13 protein-coding genes and 2 pseudogenes are annotated in these 21,927 nt (G+C 57.2%); all 15 read left to right on the top strand.

All coding sequences use genetic code 11. The features are described 5' to 3' along the window. The 15 genes and pseudogenes from tssC to tssA all read left to right on the top strand — a co-directional run bounded on the left by tssC (position 1) and on the right by tssA (position 21,879). Entirely contained in the window at positions 1–1,545 is a 1,545-nt protein-coding gene (gene tssC, locus HMPREF1024_RS09100) for a type VI secretion system contractile sheath large subunit (RefSeq protein ID WP_009309046.1), read from the top strand. A 9-nt stretch (positions 1,546–1,554) separates the two neighbouring features. After that, a complete protein-coding gene (gene tssK, locus HMPREF1024_RS09105) occupies positions 1,555–2,898 on the top strand; it encodes a type VI secretion system baseplate subunit TssK (protein WP_009309045.1) in 1,344 nt (447 codons plus the stop codon). Further along, entirely contained in the window at positions 2,895–3,584 is a 690-nt protein-coding gene (gene tssL / locus HMPREF1024_RS09110) for a type VI secretion system protein TssL, short form (RefSeq protein ID WP_004176431.1), read from the top strand. The genes tssK and tssL overlap by 4 nt, the downstream gene beginning before the upstream one ends. Then, positions 3,581–5,288, top strand: a pseudogene (locus HMPREF1024_RS09115) (OmpA family protein). The gene tssL and the pseudogene HMPREF1024_RS09115 overlap by 4 nt, the downstream one beginning before the upstream one ends. A gap of 4 nt (positions 5,289–5,292) precedes the next feature. Beyond that, positions 5,293–5,784, top strand: coding sequence for a type VI secretion system effector Hcp (gene hcp / locus HMPREF1024_RS09120; protein ID WP_002902160.1), 492 nt, complete (start codon positions 5,293–5,295; stop codon positions 5,782–5,784). A 264-nt stretch (positions 5,785–6,048) separates the two neighbouring features. Then, entirely contained in the window at positions 6,049–8,703 is a 2,655-nt protein-coding gene (gene tssH, locus HMPREF1024_RS09125; RefSeq protein ID WP_009309043.1) for a type VI secretion system ATPase TssH, read from the top strand. Position 8,704: 1 nt separating this feature from the next. After that, positions 8,705–11,074 carry a type VI secretion system Vgr family protein gene (locus HMPREF1024_RS09130; protein WP_074187247.1) on the top strand — a complete coding sequence of 790 codons (2,370 nt, stop codon included), beginning with the start codon at positions 8,705–8,707 and terminating at the stop codon, positions 11,072–11,074. Positions 11,075–11,077: 3 nt separating this feature from the next. Continuing rightward, a complete protein-coding gene (locus HMPREF1024_RS09135; protein WP_009309041.1) occupies positions 11,078–11,854 on the top strand; it encodes a DUF4123 domain-containing protein in 777 nt (258 codons plus the stop codon). A gap of 24 nt (positions 11,855–11,878) precedes the next feature. Further along, positions 11,879–12,409, top strand: coding sequence for a DUF3304 domain-containing protein (locus HMPREF1024_RS09140; RefSeq protein WP_009309040.1), 531 nt, complete (start codon positions 11,879–11,881; stop codon positions 12,407–12,409). Between the two features lie 95 nt (positions 12,410–12,504). Beyond that, positions 12,505–13,034: pseudogene (locus HMPREF1024_RS0126875) on the top strand (DUF3304 domain-containing protein). Then, positions 13,022–15,421, top strand: coding sequence for a DUF2235 domain-containing protein (locus HMPREF1024_RS09145; protein ID WP_009309038.1), 2,400 nt, complete (start codon positions 13,022–13,024; stop codon positions 15,419–15,421). The pseudogene HMPREF1024_RS0126875 and the gene HMPREF1024_RS09145 overlap by 13 nt, the downstream one beginning before the upstream one ends. Before the next feature lie 42 nt (positions 15,422–15,463). Beyond that, positions 15,464–15,721 carry a PAAR domain-containing protein gene (locus HMPREF1024_RS09150; RefSeq protein WP_009309037.1) on the top strand — a complete coding sequence of 86 codons (258 nt, stop codon included), beginning with the start codon at positions 15,464–15,466 and terminating at the stop codon, positions 15,719–15,721. Continuing rightward, complete coding sequence (locus tag HMPREF1024_RS09155) at positions 15,718–16,851, top strand: hypothetical protein (protein ID WP_032451386.1); 1,134 nt, start codon at positions 15,718–15,720, stop codon at positions 16,849–16,851. The genes HMPREF1024_RS09150 and HMPREF1024_RS09155 overlap by 4 nt, the downstream gene beginning before the upstream one ends. Continuing rightward, entirely contained in the window at positions 16,841–20,290 is a 3,450-nt protein-coding gene (locus HMPREF1024_RS09160; RefSeq protein ID WP_009309035.1) for an ImcF-related family protein, read from the top strand. Before HMPREF1024_RS09155 ends, HMPREF1024_RS09160 begins: the two co-directional genes overlap by 11 nt. Further along, positions 20,287–21,879 carry a type VI secretion system protein TssA gene (gene tssA / locus HMPREF1024_RS09165; protein ID WP_009309034.1) on the top strand — a complete coding sequence of 531 codons (1,593 nt, stop codon included), beginning with the start codon at positions 20,287–20,289 and terminating at the stop codon, positions 21,877–21,879. Before HMPREF1024_RS09160 ends, tssA begins: the two co-directional genes overlap by 4 nt. Positions 21,880–21,927: the final 48 nt, after the last annotated feature.

Genomic DNA, 21,927 nt, shown 5'->3' with positions numbered 1-21,927 from the left:
ATGTCTGTTACCACAGAAAACGCCCCTGTTCAGGGGCAAACCACGCTGCAGGAAAACAGGGCGGGCGAGGGCGTTTACGCCTCGCTGTTTGAAAAAATTAATCTCGCCCCGGCGTCTCACCTCGGGGATATCAACGACTTTCTGGACGATGCCGCGCTCTCCGAGGCGCCGGCGGCGGAGCGTCTCACCGCGGCGATGCAGGTGTTTATGGAACGCATCCGTCAGTCCGGCCAGCGGGTGGAAAAGCTCGACAAAACGCTGATCGACCACCATATCGCCGAGCTGGATTTCCAGATAAGCCGTCAGCTGGACGCGGTGATGCACCATCAGGAGTTTCAGCAGGTCGAATCCCTGTGGCGCGGCCTCAAACAGCTGGTGGACAACACCGACTATCGGCAGAACGTCAAAACGGAGATCCTCGACGTCGCCAAAGACGATCTGCGCCAGGACTTTGAGGACGCGCCGGAGCTTATCCAGAGCGGCCTCTACTGGCACACCTATACCGCGGAGTATGACACTCCCGGCGGCGAGCCGATCGACTCGGTGATCTCGGCCTATGAGTTCGACGCCAGCCCGCAGGATGTGGCGCTGCTGCGCAATATCTCCCGCGTCTCTGCGGCCGCCCATATGCCGTTTATCGGCGCCGTCGGCCCGGCCTTCTTCCTGAAAGAGACCATGGAAGAGGTGGCTGCCATTAAGGATATCGGCAACTACTTCGATCGCGCGGAATATATCCGCTGGAAGGCGTTTCGCGAAACTGACGATGCCCGCTACATCGGCCTGGTGATGCCGCGCGTGCTGGGCCGTCTGCCGTACGGCCCGGATACCGTGCCGGTGCGCAGCTTCAACTATGTCGAGCAGGTGAAGGGCCCGGACCACGAAAAGTATCTCTGGACCAGCGCGGCGTTCTCCTTCGCATCCAATATGGTGAAGAGCTTTGTTAACAACGGCTGGTGCGTGCAAATTCGCGGTCCGCAGGCGGGCGGCGCGGTGAAAGATTTGCCCATCCATCTGTACGATCTGGGCACCGGCAACCAGGTGAAAATTCCTTCCGAGGTGATGATCCCGGAAACGCGGGAGTTTGAGTTCGCCAGCCTGGGCTTTATCCCGCTGTCGTACTACAAAAATCGCGATTACGCCTGCTTCTTCTCGGCCAACTCCGCGCAAAAACCGGCGCTGTACGATACCGCCGACGCCACCGCCAACAGCCGTATCAACGCGCGTCTGCCTTACATCTTCCTGCTGTCGCGCATCGCGCACTACCTGAAGATGATCCAGCGCGAGAATATCGGCACCACCAAGGACCGGCGTCTGCTGGAGCTGGAGCTAAACACCTGGGTGCGGAGCCTGGTGACCGAAATGACCGACCCCGGCGACGAGCTGCAGGCCTCCCATCCGCTGCGCGATGCCAGCGTGGTGGTGGAAGATATCGAGGATAACCCGGGCTTCTTCCGCGTGAAGCTGTACGCGGTGCCGCACTTCCAGGTCGAGGGGATGGACGTCAATCTGTCGCTGGTTAGCCAGATGCCAAAGGCGAAGGCGTAGGTTCGGACGATGATGAAAACGGAACGTCCGTTGTGGGGCCGGGGCATTATGGTGTCGCCTCAGCATTTTCAACAGCAGGCTGCGTATACAGCCTGGACTGCGGAAGTGATTGCCCGGATGGGTCTTAACCACCCCTGGGGAGTGGTTGAGGCGACCTTCGAACCAGAGATGCTCAAACTGGGCCGCCTGCAGGCTCACAGGCTGCAGGTCCGGTTCCAGGATGGCACGATGATTGATACGGACAATGCCGATGCGCTGCCGTCCGCGCTGTCGCTGGACGGCGCGTCCGGCGAGGCGGTGATCGTGCTGGCGCTGCCCCTGATGCAGGCGAATGGCGGCAACTGTCTGAAGCCGGAGGAGGTGGCCGAAAGGCCGGCGCGCTTCCGGCAGCGCTGGCGCGATGTCCGCAACCAGTTCGGGGATGATACCCGGCAGATTGCCGTCATACAGCCGGAGCTGACCCTCCGCTTCGCCCACCAGGACAACAGCGATTACCTGACCTGTCCGCTTGTTCGCCTGCAGCGGGACTCGCAGGGGGCCTGGCTTATCGACGAGACGTTTCTCCCGCCGCTGCTGCAGATCCAGGGCAGCCGCTGGCTGGCGACGCAGCTTGAACAGCTGCTCGTCCAGCTCCGGGCTCGTCTGACGCGCCTGATGGCCATGCGTCGCGAAAGCAATGAACGGATGGCTGATTTTGCCGTGGCTGATGTCTCTCTGTTCTGGTTGCTGAATGCGCTGAACAGCGCCGAGCCGGTGCTGGGGTACTTTCTGCGTTACCGGCAAAGCCCGCCGGAACGCCTCTACCCGGAGCTGGCGCGCCTGGCTGGTAGCCTGCTGACCTTTTCGCTCACCCATCAGGCGAATGCCGTCCCGATCTATCAGCATGACCAGCTGAACGCGGTTTTTCCGCCGCTGTTTGATTTACTGAGCGACCTGCTGGAGGCGAGCCTGCCATCGCGGGTGGTGGCGATTGCGCTGGAGCATGATGTCCGGCTGCACTTCTGGCAGGCGCGTCTGCACGATGCCCGGCTGCGGGAAGGGGCTGATTACTACCTGTCGGTTCGTTCGTCGGTACCGGTCGCCCAACTGCAGGAGCAGTTTCCGCGCCAGTGCAAAGTGGGCAGTCCGGATCATGTCAAAGCCATCGTCAACTCCTCGCGGACAGGGGTGCCCCTCACGCCATTGCGTCATGTGCCGGCGGCGATCCCGCTGCGTCTGGAAAATCAGTATTTCAGCCTCGATGTGTCCCACCCTCTGGCAACGGAAATGCTGCAGAGCGGCACCTGTATGTTTTACGTCCCGGGGATGCTCGGTGAGCCTGAACTTGAACTTTTTGCGGTACTACGAACGTGAATGAGCCTAAACGCGGCAACGCCGCGTCCATTGATATTGATGCGCTGCTGCAGAACACCTGGCTGCAGGTTATCAGCCTGCGCCACGGCCCGCAGTTCCGCGATGAGGAAGGGTACACGCTATGGCAGCGCTGTATCGCTGATGTCGAGCGCGTGCAACATGAGCTGAAGGCGAGCGGGCTTGATGACGCCAGCTGTCAGCATATTCTCACCGCCCAGTGCGCGCTGCTCGATGAAGCCGTGAAAGGTCGCGGCGTGGAGGATGAGGCCTGCCTGCAGTGGTATGACATTCCGCTGCAGGGGCACTTCCTCGGCACCATGGACGCCGGCGACACCCTGTGCGAGCGGATGCGTGATGTGTTGCGTGAACCGGCGCCCAACCTGGCCGTGGTCACCTGTTTTCAGCGGGTGATGCTGCTGGGTTTTATTGGCAGCTTTCGCTCCCTCCACGACCCCGAGCGCCTGAAGCTGGTCAACGCGCTCGGTGAGCGTGTTCCTCCTTTTCAGTGCCCGGCTACCGCTCCCGTACTGGTAGAGAGTCGCGCCGGTCTGGGGATAAGCGGCTGGCTGGCCCCATGGCCGGTACGTATTGGCCTGAGCGTGGTAGTGGTACTCGCCCTGTGGTGGGGGCTCAACCACTGGCTCGATCACCTGCTGCTGACCTTGTTACCGGGGGAGGTGAAATGAGCCCCGCGCAGCAGCGTGGGCTGGCGCTGTGGGCCAGTCTGCTGAGTGCGCTGGTGTGCCTGCTTATTTTTGCCGGTTCCCCGCTGGGGGGCGTGGCTCATTCTGCTGGTCACGCTGGCCCTGATCATCGGGATCTGGCGCATCGCCAGTCGTCGTACCGGACGTAACGTCGCATCAACCCTGGCCCCTCTCCCGGAGGGCGCTTATCGCCAGCCGGTGGTCCTCGTTTGCGGCGACCTGCCGTGTGTCTGGCCGCCAGCGTCACCGGTGCGAGTGGTCAAACAGGGCTGCTGGATCCGCGTGAAAAAGACGGAGGAGCTGCAGCAGGTCGCGCGCCAGGTATTGAGCCAGCGGCCGGAATGGGGGCCTCAGCTGTCGGTGCTGCTCTGCGTCTGCCCGCAGCGGCATGCGCAAAGCGATGCGCTGACCAGCGCTCTGCTGGCCCTGCGCTGGCAACTCAGCCAGCTGCGCCAGCAGATGGGGTATGCCGTACCGCTGGCGCTGCAGGGGCAGGTGGGCAGCGCGATGAGTCGCGACCTGTTGTGGCAGGCGGCGATACCGGGTGAAGCGGTGAAAGTCTGGCAGCCCTCCTGCGCCCCCTGTTCCGTACCGGCCTGGGTAAGCGCCGGCGGGGCGGCCGCGCTGGAGCAGCAGGTGCTGATGAACAGCCTGATGGGCTGGTCTGAACAGCACGTCTATGCCGTGTTGACGGAAGAGAATACCGACCTGCCACCTCTGACCCCTGCGGCCGTGCTGTGGGGCCTCGGGCCCTCGCTGCCTGGAAGTCTGGCATCGTCGGCCTGGACGACGTGGTTATCCCGACATAGCGGCCTGTCGCGGGTAGCTGGCTGGCAGCCAGATGAGAGCGACACCGGGGACGCTTCAGCTTTGCCGGAATTCATCCTGCCGCAGTTACCGGCGGGACGGGGACTCACGCCACGAGGCAGGGCCTGGCGCGCGGCGCTCGCGATTTTCACCCTCGCGGCTGTCGCCGCGCTGCTCAGCAGTGGCTGGAACAATCGACAACTGCTGCAGCGCGTGGGCGTCGATATTGCCCGTTATGAGCGGATTGCGATGGATGATTATCGACCAAAAGCCAGCGCTGTCAGGGTGCTGCGTGAAGATGCCGCGCTGCTTGATAGCTGGGCGCGTAACGGCGTCCCGCTGCGCCTGAGTCTGGGCTTATATCGCGGGGAGCAGATTCGCCTGCCGTTGCTGGAGGCGATTCGCGGTTACGTGCCGCCTCCGCCTCCGCCCAGGCCGGTGCAGCGCGTTGCCCCGAACGTCATCCGCCTTGACAGCATGTCGCTATTCGATACCGGGAAATGGGTACTGAAGCCTGGTTCGACAAAGCGGCTGGTCAACTCGCTGATGGACATTAAGGCCAGGCCCGGGTGGCTGATCGTGGTGGCGGGTCACACCGACAGCGTGGGTGAGGAAAAAGCCAACCAGCTATTGTCGCTGAAACGTGCGGAATCGGTCCGCGACTGGATGCGCGATACCGGCGACGTGCCGGACAGCTGCTTTGCCGTTCAGGGCTATGGCGAAAGCCGACCAATTGCAACAAACGATACGCCGGAAGGCCGTGCGCTGAACCGTCGTGTCGAAATCAGTCTGGTGCCGCAGGTAGACGCCTGCCGGTTACCGGACCAACCCTCTGCGTCATCCCAGGATGATGGCGCTTCACTACACAATGGAGAGTAATTCCATGGCAATTCCTGTTTATCTTTGGCTGAAAGACGACGGCGGCGCGGACATTAAAGGGTCTGTCGACGTTCAGGATCGTGAAGGCAGTATCGAAGTGGTGGCTCAGGAGCATAACCTGTACATCCCGACCGATAACAACACCGGCAAACTGACCGGCACGCGTATTCATACGCCGTTCCTGTTCACCAAGGAGATCGACTCCTCCAGCCCCTACCTGTACAAGGCAGTGACCACCGGCCAGACCCTGAAATCCGCTGAGTTCAAGTGGTACCGAATCAACGATGCCGGCCAGGAAGTGGAGTATTTCAATACCAAACTTGAGAACGTCAAGGTGGTGAAAGTGAATCCCCTAATGCACGACATCAAAAACCCCGCCTACGAGAAGCACAACCATCTGGAACAGATTGAGCTGCGCTACGAGAAGATCACCTGGACCTATAAAGACGGCAACATCATTCACTCCGATAGCTGGAACGAACGCGCCACCGCGTAATTGCCCGTCATATTTCGCGCCGCTGGCGCGCAGGCGACGTTCGCTCATCCCGGCCGCATCGTTATCTCTGCGGCCGGGGATTATTGCGGGCGATCGCCTGATGCGGGCAGCGTTTCTCTGCCCGCCGTTTTTTGCTGAACGCCTGAGATACGGGTTCTCAGCAAAGAAAAACACAATCTGTCTGCCTGACCTTGTGCGCTTGGGGTTCCTGTTCAGGAACAGCGACGGGCGGTAGCGTGTCCGGAAACAATAAGAGAGGATCTCATGGAAAATCCAGCCAGCCTGTTACGCCGTCTTAATCCCTGCTGTGCCCGCGCAATGGAGGGGGCGGCCTCCCTGTGCCAGACCCGGGCGCATGCCGAGATCCTGCCCGAGCACTGGCTGCTTAAGCTGCTGGAACAGGGGGAAGGCGATCTGACGGTGCTGGCGCGGCGCTATGAATGGGATATGGATGCGCTGTGGCAGGATCTGCTGAACTGGCTGGATAAACAGCCGCGCTCGGTACGTCATCGTCCCCAGCTCTCTGACCATACCCTGAGGCTGATGCAGGAGGCCTGGCTGATTGCCTCGCTCAGCGGCGAAGCGCAGATCCGCAGTGTTCACCTGCTGATGGCGCTGGTTGAAAAACAGAATCTGATCCAGTGCGATGGCCTGTGGCCGCTGTTAACGCTGGGCCAGCGTCAGCTGGAACGCCTGCGCCCCTTGCTTGATGCCCAGTCCGACGAACGTCCGCCAGCGCAGCAGGAAGCGGCGCTGGCGCAGCCCCATGGCGGGGACGTGGAATTTGTGGGGCGTCCTGCGGGCAGCGAACTGAATGCGGATGGGCTCAACCCGGCGCTGCAGAACGCGCTGGACAAATTCACTCTCGACGTCACCGCCAAAGCCAGAGACGGCCAGATTGACCCGGTGTTCGGACGTGACACGGAAATCCGCCAGATGGTGGATATTCTCTCCCGTCGGCGAAAAAACAACCCAATCCTCGTCGGTGAGCCGGGCGTGGGCAAGACCGCTCTGGTGGAAGGCCTGGCGCTGCGCATTGCCGAAGGCAACGTCCCCGACGCGCTGAAGCCAGTGTCGGTGCGCACCCTTGACCTCGGTCTGCTGCAGGCCGGCGCCGGGGTCAAAGGCGAGTTCGAGCAGCGGCTGAAAAATATCATTGAGGCGGTACAGCAGTCGCCTTCGCCGGTGCTGCTGTTTATCGACGAGGCGCACACGATCATCGGCGCGGGTAATCAGGCGGGCGGCGCGGATGCCGCCAACCTGCTGAAGCCGGCGCTGGCCCGGGGCGAACTGCGGACCATCGCCGCCACCACCTGGAGTGAATACAAGCAGTACTTCGAGCGCGACGCCGCGCTGGAGCGCCGCTTTCAGATGGTCAAGGTGGATGAGCCGGACGACGACACCGCCTGCCTGATGCTGCGCGGCCTGAAGTCCCGCTATGCCGACCACCACGGCGTGCATATCACGGATGATGCGGTGCGCGCCGCCGTGACGCTGTCACGACGCTATCTCACCGGTCGCCAGCTGCCGGACAAGGCAGCGGATTTACTCGACACCGCTTCCGCCCGCCTGCGTATGAGTTTGGATACCGTGCCTGAGCCGCTGACCCGCATGAAGGCGCAGCTCACCGCGCTGGCAATGGAGAAGCAGGCGCTGCTGGAAGATATTGCGCTGGGCAACAGCGCCCGCGGCGATCGGCTGGCGGCCATTGAGCAGGAGGAGATCCGCCTTATTCTGGCGCTGGATACCCTTGAAACTCAGTATGGTCAGGAGCTGCAGCTGACGGAAGCGCTGCTCGCCTGTCGCCGCGATATCTCCCGCCAGGCGGAAATTAGCGATCTACAAACCGCGCTTATCGCCGTCCAGCAGGTCAATCCGCTGCTCGGGCTGGACGTCGACGTCCGCACCGTGGCGACGGTGATTGCCGACTGGACCGGCGTGCCGCTCTCCTCGCTAATGAAAGATGAGCAGACGGAGCTGCTGAGTCTGGAAGAGAGTCTCGGCAAACGGGTGGTTGGCCAGGAGGCGGCCCTGAGCGCTATTGCCCGGCGCCTGCGCGCCGCGAAAACCGGCCTGACGCCGGAGAACGGTCCGCAAGGGGTGTTCCTGCTGGTCGGGCCGAGCGGCACCGGCAAAACGGAAACGGCGCTCGCCCTGGCCGATGCGCTGTTCGGCGGCGAGAAAGCGCTGATCACCATCAATCTCTCCGAGTACCAGGAGCCGCACACCGTCAGCCAGCTGAAGGGTTCTCCGCCCGGCTACGTCGGCTACGGCCAGGGCGGGATCCTGACCGAGGCGGTGCGCAAACGCCCCTACAGCGTGGTGCTGCTCGATGAGGTGGAAAAGGCCCATCGCGATGTGATGAACCTGTTCTACCAGGTCTTCGACCGGGGGGTAATGCGCGACGGCGAGGGGCGTGAAATCGACTTTCGCAACACCGTGATCCTGATGACCGCCAACCTCGGAAGCGACCTCCTGATGCAGTTGCTGGATGAACAGCCGGAGGCCAGCGAATCAGACCTGCACGAGCTGCTGCGCCCGGTACTGCGCGGCCACTTCCAGCCGGCGCTGCTGGCCCGCTTCCAGACGGTGATTTACCGTCCGCTGCCGGCGGCAGCGCTGCGCGCCATTGTCGGCATGAAGCTCGGGCAGGTAAGTCAGCGTCTGGCTTGCCATTACGGAATCACCACCACCCTCAGCGAGAGCCTGTTCGACGCGCTGACCGAGGCCTGCCTGCTGCCGGATACCGGCGCCCGCAACGTCGACAGTCTGCTCAATCAGCAGATCCTGCCGGCGCTGAGTCAGCAGCTATTGAGCCATATGGCGGCGGGGCAGAAACCGCGCCAGGTGACGCTGGGGTATCACGAAGAGGAAGGCGTCGTGATGGCGTTTGACGAGGGGACAATATCCGATGAGTAGCGTGAAATCGTTGTTGTTCAGCCATAACCACCACCTGCTTTCGGTGAAGGGATGTGAAGCCGGGCTTGATGTGCTGGCCTTCGAGGGCGATGAAGCCCTGAGCCAGCCGTTCCGCTACCGTATTGAATTCACCAGCGCAGACCATGCCATCAGCAAAGAGATGATGCTGATGAAGGCAGCCTCCCTGACGCTGCAGGCGCCGGTGGCTCAGGGCTTCGGCATCAATGTTCAGCAACCCGTGCGGGTGATCCAGGGCGTGGTGACGGGGTTTGAACGGCTCAGTACCTCCAGGGATGAAACGCACTACGCGCTGACGCTTCAGCCGCGCCTGGCGCTGCTTAACCGCTCGCACCAGAACGCCATTTACCAGGACCAGTCCGTTCCGCAGATTGTGGAAAAAATCCTCCGCGAGCGCCACGGCCTGCGCGGTCAGGATTTTCTGTTCTCGCTGACAAAAACGTATCCGCGCCGCGAGCAGGTGATGCAGTACGGCGAGGATGACCTGCGCTTTATCACCCGGCTGCTGGGTGAGGTGGGGATCTGGTTTCGGTTTACCGCCGACACGCGGCTGCACATCGACGTCGCTGAGTTCTGCGACAGTCAGCAGGGCTATGAGAAGGGGCTGACGTTGCCTTCGGTCCCGCCGTCAGGGCAGCAGTCGGCCGGGGTGGACGCGGTGTGGGAGATGGCATGCCGCCACCGCGTCGTGGAGCAGCAGGTCAGTACCCGCGACTACAACTACCGCGAGGCGACGGCGGACATGAACGCGCAGGTGGATGTGACCCGCGGGGAGACCACCACCTTTGGTGAGGCTTACCACTGGGGAGATAACTACCTGACCGCGGGGAATGCCCATGACCGCCATCCGGCGCCGGAGTCCGGGGCGTTTTACGCCCGGCTTCGGCATGAGCGTTATCTTAACGGCCAGACCCGGATGCAGGCCACCACCAGCTGCCCGACGCTCTGCCCGGGACAGGTGCTGAAGGTCACCGGCGGAGAGGAGGTGGCCGGGGAGTTTGCTGATGGCGTGCTCATCACGGCGATGCACAGCCACGCCCGGCGCGATGCCGACTTTGCGGTGGAGTTTGCCGGCATACCGGACAGCCCGGACGTCGGCTACCGGCCTGAGCCCGGCGCGCGTCCGGTGATGGCCGGGACGCTGCCGGCCCGCGTGACCAGCACCCGGGAAAACGACACCTACGGGCATATCGACAAACACGGACGCTACCGGGTGAATATGTTGTTTGATCGGGCGCGCTGGGAAACCGGGTTCGAGAGCCTGTGGGTCCGTCAGTCGCGGCCGTATGCCGGAGACACTTACGGCCTGCACCTGCCGCTGCTGGCGGGGACGGAGGTGGCGATTGGCTTTGAGGATGGTAACCCCGACCGGCCGTATATCGCGGGCGTGCTGCACGACTCGGCGCACGGCGACCACGTCACCATCCGCAATGACAAACGTAACGTCCTGCGCACCCCGGCCAACAACAAAATCCGCCTCGACGATGAGCGCGGGAAAGAACATATCAAGCTCTCGACGGAGTACGGCGGTAAAAGCCAGCTCAATCTCGGGCATCTGGTGGATGCTGAAAAGCAGCCGCGCGGCGAAGGCATTGAGCTGAGAACCGACAGTTGGGGCGCTATCCGGGCACAGAAGGGTATTTTTATCAGCGCGGACGGACAGGCGCAGGCCCGGGGGCAGGTGCTGGCGATGGAGCCGGCGGTCAGTTTGCTGAAAGGTGCGCTGAATCAGATAACCGAATGGGGCAGGATTGCCCAGATTCATCATAATTTTTCACCAGACGCTGATTCACTGAGAGAGTTTGTTAACGGTGCCAGTAACCTGAAAGAAGCGGCTTTATTGATGGTTGCTCCCAAAGGGGTTGCTTCTGTTACCCCTGATACTGCGCTAATGCACAGTGGTAAAGGCCTCTACCTGCAAAGTCTGGGAGAGGTTAATATTGCAACCGCGCAGCGCCACTCAGTAAACGCCAGTAAAGCGATTTCGCTACTTTCACAACAGGAAGGGATCCGGCTGGTCTCGGCGAAAGGACCACTGGAAGTAGAATCACACGCAGACACACTCTCTCTTACGTCACTGAAAGACGTCACGGTTCAGTCAACACAAGGTCACCTGCAGCTAACGGCAAAAAACGGGATCACTATTGCATGTGGCGGCGCTTACATCCAGTTGACACCTGAGGGAGAAATTAAGGTTCATGGCCCTGGACTGTTAAGCCTAAAAGGGCAGCACAACATGGAAGGACCTGCGAGCCAGGATTTCCCGTTGCCTGAACTACCATCATCGGTCTGCAAAGATTGTCTGAAACGGGCACAGGAAATCGCTCAGGGCTTTGTTCCAAGGGAGGTGTAAAAGATGGATTTCGTTTCTCCGTGGATGGACAAAATCAGAACAACCTGCCAGCGTGCCGAAATAGACCATATTGATGTGATAATCGATCAGTGTGCTGTTAATTTCTCTGTCCTGCCAGCACTTACTACTTTCAGTAACCCTATGATGTGGCAGTCGCTATATCAAGGGCTACCTGAGGATATTTATCCTGAGGATGCGCCTGTGCTGGTTCGGGTGGATCTATCGGACGCTGAACATGTTCAGTGGCTACATAACCTTGCAGCAGAAATGATGGAATCGGCTCCCCTGCTGATATGCGGTTCTTGCTGGCCGTTTGAACAGCTTGCTGATTGGCTCAGGGATTGTGTTGCTGCGCAACATGAAGGTCGGGAGGGGATTTTCCGTTTCTGGGATACCCGTATTTTTCCTTTCTTGTTCAGCCACATTCTTGATGCTGAGCAGCAAAAGCAACTGCTAATACCGGTCTTATTCTGGACATGGCTCGACTGTGACTATCAGTCTTCCATTCGGTTGGGGAGTGGTGAAATCCCGGAATCTGACAAGTCCGTGGTGCAAATCGAATTTACCGATAGCCAGTTTGAGAAACTCATGTGTGTCAGTGATACGAGCCAGTTTCTGAGATACGAGAGTGTGCCAGAAGGGATGTTTACTAACCGGCAAGCCGAATTTACAGCCTGTTATGAGGCGATGCTTACCGCAACAGAGCAGAGAATTGTTTTTGATGATAAGCGCAATGACTGGGTTTTGGCGCAGGTTATTTCAAATAACTCTGTTACCTGATGAATCCCTCACAAGGAGTGTTAAATGAAATCTCCCTTTCTCTTTTTAGTTGCAGCGGTATTGCTGTTAACGGGCTGTAACCAGCCTGCTGAAACTGACTCGATCAGCGGTGGGGGTGGAACCATCGAAGCCATCAACCATACCCACTGGGCTATCAACCACTTTAGTGTCAACGGGCAGTCGGGCGTCGATATTATCGGCCCGTGGCAAGGCGGCGGCGGTGCGGGTTACTTTGGTGTGCCTCCAAAATGGGAACCGGGAATGACGGTAAAAATCGAGTGGGAAACAGGTCTTGGTGATACAGATGGATTTCCTGGCTTTGGTGACGATGAGAGATACTTGGCGTGGAGGAAAAAAATTAAATCGCAAAATAAGGAACACAGTGCAGTAGTACCTGTTCCTGATTATAACGGCCAAAAAACCTGTGGCATCAAAATACACTTTCTCCCGTGCGATAAAATAAAAGTGACAACCAGTTGTTACGATTACGGCAATCCGAATTACCCAATTAAAGATCCGATCAAAATGGAGGAGCCTGAAGTATGTCCAGAATAAATTCAGGGCTGCCAGGGCAGGGTTAGCGCCTTGTGACACATGGCTGGGATCGGAACCTGTATTCTCTCATTATCCCTGAAGCAAAGGAGTGTTAAATGAAATCTCCCTTTCTCTTTTTAGTTACAGCGGTATTGCTGTTGGCGGGCTGTAACCAGCCTGATGAAGCTGAATCAGTCAGCGGCGGTGGCGGAACCATCGAAGCTATCAACCATACCCACTGGGCCATCAACCATTTTAGTGTCAACGGGCAGTCGGGCGTCGATATTATCGGCCCGTGGCAAGGCGGCGGTGGCGCGGGGTATTTTGGTGTGCCTCCAAAATGGGAACCGGGAATGACGGTAAAAATCGAGTGGGAAACAGGTGTTGGGTATTCAATGGATTTTCCAGGTTTCGGGGATGATAAAAAAGTCCTTGAATGGGAAAAAAAATAAAATCTCAAAATCGTGAACACAGCGCAATAGTACCTGTTCCTGATTATAACGGCCAAAAAACCTGTGGCATCAAAATACACTTCCTTCCGTGCGATAAGGTAAAAGTGACAACCAGTTGTTACGATTACGGTAATCCGAATTACCCGATTAAGGATCCGATTAAGATGGAGGAGCCTGAAGTATGTCCAAAATAAATCCAGACTTAACATGGTATCCACCTCACTTTCCAAAACAAGGGCGTTTACCAACAGATACAGCGGCAACGAAGCGAAACTGTAAACAGCAGGATAGCCATGAGCTGGCATACCGGAATGAGCTTTGTCACGCTGCGGGTAAAGCCGTAGAGCCGCCTTGCTGTAAAACTCTGCATATCAGTTTATTTTTTGACGGCACAGGAAATAACCTTAATAACGATCTGTATATTTCCAGCCCTAAACATCCAACAAATATTGCTCGTTTGTTTCGTGCAACGATCGGTCAGGGTTATGCCGGTGGTGTTCAGGGGCATACTGAAGAGCTGGTTGATTTAGCGGGAACGTCAGGCAACAAATATTATAAATATTATATCCCTGGGGTTGGCACACCTTTTCCAGAAGTTAATGACCTTGATTACAGTACGCCAGGTCTGGCTTTTGCGACCTATGGTGAAGAGCGCGTCAACTGGGGGCTGCTACGGATTATTGACGCACTCAGAAGAACATCGGGTTTAACCGAGATTTCTGATGCCGAGTGTTATGCCGCCGTCAACAGGATGACATCAAATCTGGGATCGGACGGGCCAGACAGGCGTTATACCGTTTTTAATGAATTTTTAAAGGCCGCGGATCTTGCACCTAAACTGACACAGGCAGTTACACAACCAGAACCAGGGAAACCTAAGCTATTAGGCATTAAGTTATATGTCTATGGTTTCTCCCGCGGTGCAGCAAGTGCGCGAGCATTTGTGAACTGGCTATCTGAGTTGCTGCCCGGGGGCAGGAGAAAGGGAAGTAAACCTGAGCTTTGTCTGAAGTCGGGTGACGTAAAAATCCGCTTAATTATTGAATTTCTTGGCCTACTCGACACTGTGGCATCCGTTGGCATTGCAAATATTGCGCCATTCGCAGAAGGGCATATGGGCTGGGCTGATGACACCATGGAATTACCGGATAATGGGCTGATCAAAAAATGCACTCACCTCGTTTCATCCCACGAACAAAGACTTTGTTTCCCGCTGGATTCAATTTGCCGCAGCGACGGAACTTACCCAAGTTATGCTACGGAAGTGGTTTATCCTGGAATGCACTCCGATATTGGTGGGGGATATCCCCCGGGAGATCAAGGAAAAGCAGTAGGTCATAATGATAGTAATTTACTTTCGCAAATAGCTTTACATGATATGTATGCATCAGCTTTTGAAGCTGGTGCACCATTAAAAGTATCGCCCCAATCGTTACCTAAAGAGCTTTTATCTCAATTATGGCGAGCAATGCCGCCAGAGTTGCAATTAGAATTTACTATTTCTGAATCGTTAGTGGAAAGATTCAATGCCTGGCGTGAGTTTACTCTTAATTTATCTTCAGATAGTGCTGAAGCTTCTACTGATGCATTCCAATATAACCCCATTCGTGCAAGTTCAAATGTCATTACAGCTCTAGAAAATCAACTCGGCTGGATTACGGCATGGCGTATCGGGCGATATGTAAACGGCGCTTATAAATCTCAAGGATTTTACAAATCTTCAGGTGTCGCGTGGCAAAATAAAGACTCAGACCCGGCCACTCTGGCTGCATCTAAGGCTGAGCAAGAACAGAAACAAAAAGATGTGGATGATGAGCGCCTGACCGCTATTGTGGATAACAGGTTTAAAAAGTTCACGCCATTACCTCCTGGCCCAAAAGATTTTGACCCGGCTATCGCTCAGGTTCAGCTAAGACAGGCGGCAGAAGAATTCAATGCTGATTACCTGTCTAAGCCACGCCCCGTTACGGGGAACTGGAAATATACGATGTCTCAGCAATTATCTAATGTGATATACTCCTTCAGTGAGAATGATTTCTCTGTTGAGTATGAACGCATCAAAAGTTCAGGTGACAGTAAATTTAACAAACTGTTTCCGAAGCAATCTGCTGGAGAAACCGCTCAATCGCCAGACAGTCTGGTCAGATCATTATTTGACGATCAGGTTCATGACTCACGCGCCTGGTTTATGCACGCAACCTTTGGTGACAGAGAACCCTGGGGAAGTTACTTCCTTTATCGGATGATTTTCTTTGGGGAGTTGATGAGTAAAAATGTTTCATTGATCGCTAAATATGGCCGGTTTGTTGAAGGCCAACTTAAATCAGCGATAAAAGGAGCCAGTCTCATTTTTGATAACACGACTATCAACAGTAATATTTCAGATGAAATCACATCTGGTATTAAACAAGTGATCTCTATCATCCCTGCTTCGGCAAGTGGGCCTGAAGTTATTAATGCAGAATCTACTATTCAACCTGCAATGACAAATGGAATTGCGCCATTGAGTAGCCAGACACGTAAAACCCTGGATGCTGCGAAACTGGCCGAAACCAAAGCTGATATTCTTAAAATATGGTGATGGTTCGTTATTTCTTCTGTTTAATTTAATTAAGGAAAGTTAATGAAACATATTATCAGGCAGGGTGATTCGCTAAAAGAGTATGGTGGTTCAGTTATTGGCGGTCACTATCTTTATTTTGGTAAAGGTATTGCTGTGAAAGGTGATGCGGTGAAATGTAATAAGCATGGGATGACAAAGATTGTCGAAGGTAGCTCTCTGACAAAAGTTGACGGTCAACCAGTAGCATTACATGGTCATCGCTGCGCATGTGGTTGCACGCTGGTGAGTTCCAACCCCGATTGCAGGGTTGCGCAGTGAGAGCTATTCCTACATTTCCTCGCTATCGTCTTGCGAAACCGCCAGTTGCAAAGCGCTGGTTAGGAGGAGGTGCCGCTCTGGTTTTGCTCTCTGGTATCATCGCGGCAATGGCAGGGAAATCCGGTGCCAATACCAGTATCATTCTTTTCTGCATGGTTGGAATGGTATTACTTGGCGGTGTTGTCTGGTTTGTACGCACAATTTTTTTTCGCCTTTCAGTTCATCATTCACATACCTGGGAGCGCGAAGCAGAAAATGAGCGCAGGCATTGGTGGGAAATCCATCGGCGTCAGTTTGCCCTGAAAGATATTGTCCTGATTGGCCCGGCAGGCGCTGAATTTTCTGACTGGCTGCGTGTGATTAAGCGAGAGCATCAGGCTCCATTAGTCAGGCAGGAATCCCTGGGGAAATCGTTGCGTATTGCCAGAAGTTTCTCTTCTGCTCTTATTGAACGTGAAAAACAACTGGCTCAAATGCTGGTATTGCAATGGAAAAGGCAGCGAGGTAAGGAATTATTCGTTTCTCCGGAGAAATATTTCTGGCAGGGGAGTCCTGAAGCCTGGCAAGCCTTTGTGGCACAGCTCATTGAGAGTTTTCCGGGAATTACAGCTCCTGAATTACCTGAGATATGGCAAGGGGAGAAAACATTATCCTTACTGGCTAATGTTCTTGCGGACAAGAAACAGCTGGTTAATTTTTTGATTGCCGGGTGCCAGTCTTTATCTCCTGCTTCTGACTCTACTCGTCCTGCTGGTGAATGCGCAGTACTGTGGCTGGCTGGAAACCAGGGGGACGTCACATTATCCCGTGGTGAATTTTTTGAGCCTTATGATAGTGAGTCCCTGCGGCACGTCGCCTTGCGAGCCGAAAAACAGAGCGAACTTAATGAGTCGCCCGAACGGTGCATTCTCTTCTCACACCCGGAGCAACCTGAACTCGCCGATTGTGGCTGGAATGTGACCCACAATATCCAGGATGACTACTGGGGCGATCCTGGAAAGCTTGATGCGCTGGTTGTGATATCGCTCGCTGCAATTACCGCTAAGACTGAAGCAAAACCCTGCGGCTGGATAGCGTCAGACCCCCTTCATACTTTAGCTCTTGGGATCGTAAAACCACATGGAAACTGATAAGGACAAAAACCAGACCCAGGAAATTTCTGCCGGGATCACTGTACTGCTTATTGCTGTGGCAGTAACGCTGGTGATCATGCTGGGGGGATTTGCATACTGGTTGATTGCCGGAGAGCGTTCGACGGAATGGTCAGTGATTTCTCCAGTTCTGCTTGTGTGCAGCCTCCTCTGGGTCACACTTGCCTGCGTGATCGCCCTGGCTTTCCTTGCCGTTCATTTTTGGATCATCAGTCGAGTCAAACGAACGACTGCAATATCACAGACAAATGAAGCCAAAAAGAAGGCCAGGGAAAGGCGCCTGACGCTCGCCAGAGACATTGGCACCGCGCTGCGCAAACGCTACTCCCTCTTCTGGCGGCGCAAAGTCCGCCTGCTTTTAGTCACCGGCGACGAGGCGGCAATCGAACAACTGGTGCCTGGTCTGCGCCAGCAGCGCTGGCTGGAGGGCCAGCGTACCGTTCTGATTTACGGCGGCAGTCTGCTCTCCGAGCCCGACAGTGAGCAATATGCCGCGCTGCGCAAGCTGCGCCGTGGCCGTCCTCTGGACGGAATTGTGCGGGTGATGCCGTCGTCTCTCACCCTGACGCCGCAGATAAGCGAGAGCGACCTGCACGGGCTGGAAAAAATCAGCGAACTGCTGGGCTATGCCGCCCCGGTCTGGTTGTGGAAACTATGCGATAGTGAGTGGCCGCAGGCTGACCGCGCGGTGCAGGCGGTAGGGGTTAGCTTCCCGTTGCGCGCTACCGAGGATGATGTCGCCCGTCAGCTTGCGCAGATGCTGCCCACGCTGCGGGAGCAGGGGATGCGCCAGATCGCGGAGGAGACCCGCCACGACTTTCTGCTGCGTCTGGGACAGCAGCTTATCGACGGGGGGATCGCGCAATGGCGCTGGCAGCTGGCGCCGTGGCTGACCGCCTCGCGGCAGCGGCTTGCGCTGCGAGGCCTGATGTTTAGCCTGCCAGAGCCTCGTACCGTAGATCCGTATCAGGAAGCTGATGCCCTGCCTGCGAGCCAGCCTCACCTCCTGACGCTGCCCGCCACCTGGCAGGGGATCGTCGATGACTGCCGCCGTTTACGCGGGCATCACGTGGGAATGGCATGGGAGCGGGGCCTGGCGTGCGGTCTGCTGGCCATCTTCGGCCTGTGGGCGGCGGGACTGCTGCTCTCCTTTGCCCTCAATTACAGTCAGATTGCTTCGGTAGCGGGAAAAGCCCGCGACCTGGTGGCCCACCCCTCCGTTTCTGACTATCAACTGACGGCCCTCCATGCCCTGCGCAATGAGGCCGGCCGTCTCGTGCACGATGGGCAGAATGGCGCTCCCTGGTATCGGCGCTTTGGTCTGGACCATCATCAGCAACTATTAGACGCCGTCCTGCCCTGGTACGGTGTGGCGAATCATCGCCTGATACGTGACCCGGCCAATGCCGCGTTGCAGCAGGCGCTCAGCGCGCTGGTCAACTCCGCCCCCAATAGCGACCAACGAGCCAGGCTGGCGAAACCGGGCTATGACCAGCTGAAAGCCTGGCTGATGATGGCTCGTCCGGATAAAGCCGATGGCGCATTTTTCGCGCAGACCATGAAAACGGTCCAGCCGACGCGAATGGGGATCTCGACCGGTCTGTGGCAAAGTCTGGCGCCGGATTTGTGGGCCTTTTATCTCTCCCTGCTGCCCGAGCGGCCAGAGTGGAAGATCATCCCGGATGCGCAACGGGTGAGTCAGAGCCGTCAGGTTCTGTTGCAGCAGCTAGGTCGCCGCAATGCCGAAAGCACCTTATATGAGAACATGCTCAAATCCGTGCGTCGTAATTTTGCCGATGTGTCGCTGGAAGACATGACCAGTGGCACCGACGCGCGCCGCCTGTTTACCACCGATGAAGTGGTCCCGGGGATGTTTACCCGCCAGGCATGGGAAGGCGGCATTCAGCAGGCCATTGATAAGGCAGCCAGCTCGCGCCGGGAGGAAATCGACTGGGTGCTGAGCGATTCGCGCAAAACGGTGTCGACAGACCTGTCGCCGGAGGCGCTGAAAGCGCGTCTGACCCGACGCTACTTCACCGATTTCGCCGGCAGCTGGCTGAATTTTCTCAACAGTCTGCGACTTAATCCGGCGACCAATATCGCCGATGTTACCGACCAGCTCACGCTGATAAGCGATGTCCGCCAGTCGCCGCTGATTGTCCTGATGAATACCCTTGCCTGGCAGGGGCAGGCGGGGCAACAAAGGGAGGGGCTGTCGGACAGCCTTATTAAATCGGCCAAAGATCTGGTGGGCGGGAAAGACAAGCCGGTCATCGACCAGTCGGCAGCCGGCCCGCAGGGGCCTCTGGATGACACGTTCGGCCCACTGCTCCAGCTGATGGGGAAAAACACGGGCAGCAACGTCATGTCGGCCGATAGCACCCTGAGCCTGCAAACCTATCTGACCCGTATCACCCGCGTGCGCCTGCGCCTGCAGCAGGTTGCGAATGCCTCCGATCCGCAGGAAATGATGCAGGTCCTGGCGCAGACCGTCTTCCAGGGGAAAAGCGTCGACCTGACCGACACGCAACAGTACGGTAGCCTGATTTCGGCAAGCCTTGGCGAAGAGTGGAGTGGCTTCGGTAATACTCTGTTTGTGCAGCCGCTGACTCAGGCCTGGGAAACCGTGCTTCTGCCATCGGCGACCAGTCTGAATGATAAATGGCGCCGTTCGGTGGTCGCCAACTGGCACACCGCCTTTGACGGACGCTTTCCGTTTGCCGCCAGCAAAAGCGACGCCTCCCTGCCGATGCTGGCTGAGTTTGTGCGCAAAGACAGCGGGCGAATCGAACGTTTTCTCACGACGGAGCTGAACGGTGTCCTGCATAAAGAAGGCAGTCACTGGGTGCCGGATAAGGTCAACAGTCACGGCCTGGTCTTTAATCCGGCCTTTCTGCGCGCGATCAACCAGCTAAGCCAGCTGTCCGACATTCTTTTCACCGACGGCAGCCAGGGGATCAGCTTTGAGTTACAGGCCAGGCCTGCCCCGGAGGTTGTCGAGACACAGCTGACGATAGACGGCCAAAAGCTGCGCTATTTCAATCAGATGGCCGACTGGCAGACTTTCCGCTGGCCGGGGGAGACGTATAAACCCGGCACTCTGCTGACCTGGACCACCGTCAATGCGGGCACGCGTCTGTTCGGTGACTACAGCGGTACCTGGGGCTTTATTCGCTGGCTGGAGCAGGGTAAACGCCATCCGCTGGATCGCAGCCAGTGGATGATGAGCTTCTCCGCCCCGGATGGCCGCACCCTGCAGTGGGTATTGCGCTCCCAGCTTGAGAGCGGCCCGCTGGCGCTTCTGGCGCTGCGCGGATTGACCCTGCCGGATCAGATTTTCACTGTCGATGCGGCTGAGAGCGCACAGGCCCTGACGACGGGGGTAGGGAATAGTGACATGGATGAGATGGAATTATGAGTATTTTACAAAATTTGGTTGCCGCCAGTCAGTTGGATGAAAGCGTACTGCGCCAGCAGGCCCGGTCACGCCAGGCGCAGTGGCAGTCCTGGCTTGCGCCAATCAGTGACGCCCAACCAACCGGGGACGATCCGGGCTATGACGATGATTTTCAGCGTATCCGCGAGGAGGTCAATAAGATCTCCGGTGTCGATACCGAACTGATTTGCCAGCTGGCAGAAAAACTGCTGACTCAGACCTGCAAGGATCTGCGCGTGATCACCTTTTACGTGTGGGCGCGTCTGCAGCGGGATGGCGAAACTGGTCTGGCGGAGGGCATTACGCTGCTGGCGGCAATGCTTGAGCGGTTTGGGGCTATGCTCCATCCCCAGCGTGAACGTAGCTGTAAATCAGCGCTGGAATGGCTTGGCAGTCGCCGGATGTCGGACAGTCTGTCTCTTTATCCGGAAGTCGACATGACCACTATGCAGGTCATTATCGGGGCGTTATTGCTGGCGGAAGCCACTTTTTCCGGCTTGGCTGAAGCATCTCGCCCCGATCTTTCCGGGCTATATCAGATACTGGAGAACCGCCTGGTGCAAAGCGGCGGAGCCCACAGTCTGGTGCCGCAGACCAGCCGCGAAGAACACGATCTGCTACCCCAACATACGGACACCGCACCGGTAATGCATACCGTCACGTCAGGTCGTGATTTGCTCGATCAGGCTAAGGTGCTGGCGAAATATCTGCGTGAGTGTCCCGGCGGATGGCTGGCAGGTCATCATCTGATGAAGAGTGTGCGTTGGGATACGTTAACGGAGTTACCGCCGCTGGATGCCTCCGGCCGGACACGGCTATTGCCTCCCAAGCCTGAGAGTAAAGCCCATCTTAAGCGGTTGTATTTACAGAAAAGCTGGTCGGAACTGCTGGAGCATACGGACACGCTGTTGGCGCAAGGCGTCAACCATCTGTGGCTGGATGTGCAGTGGTACGCCTGGCAGGCGCTGCTGAAACTGGATGCTGACAGTGTACGGGCCGATATCCTGTGCCGGGATATGAAAGGGCTATTGGCTCGTCTGCCGGGGCTGGAAACCCTGGCGTTTAACGATGGTACGCCATTCGCCGATGAAGTGACGCTCAACTGGCTTAACGAACGTGTCCTGGATGAGATGGCCGGATGGCAAGATGAGCCGGTAATGGCGGCGACCAGCGCTGATGAGGTGCTGTCGCTGGAGCCAGAAGTGCTCACCCGCGCGGACGATGAAGGTATTGAGTCGGCGCTGAACTGGTTACAGGCGCAGCCGGGCTATACCACCAGCCGCAATCGGTGGCTGATGCGCTTACTGATGGCGCGGGTCAGCGAGCAGTACGGAAAAAATGAAATGGCGCTGCATCTGCTGGCGGAACTCGACAGCCGCGCCCGGGAAATGACGCTCGAACAATGGAAGCCGGAGCTTATCTTTGAGGTCAAAGCCCGCCGACTCCGGCTGCTCAGAGGCAAGGCCGGGCGCAGTGAGGCAGAAAAAAATCGCTTGCTGCCAGAAATGGAGTCATTGCTTGCCGGGCTCATCGCTCTGGATCCTGCTCGCGCCGCGGTGCTGTGCGCATAATTCACGCATCATTCACATTGCACTCCCTGCACCTGCGGTTCTCTGCAT

The organism is Klebsiella sp. 4_1_44FAA (genome assembly GCF_000238715.1).
Taxonomy (GTDB): Bacteria; Pseudomonadota; Gammaproteobacteria; order Enterobacterales; family Enterobacteriaceae; genus Klebsiella; species Klebsiella pneumoniae.
This window is presented reverse-complemented; position numbering and strand designations above follow the sequence as displayed.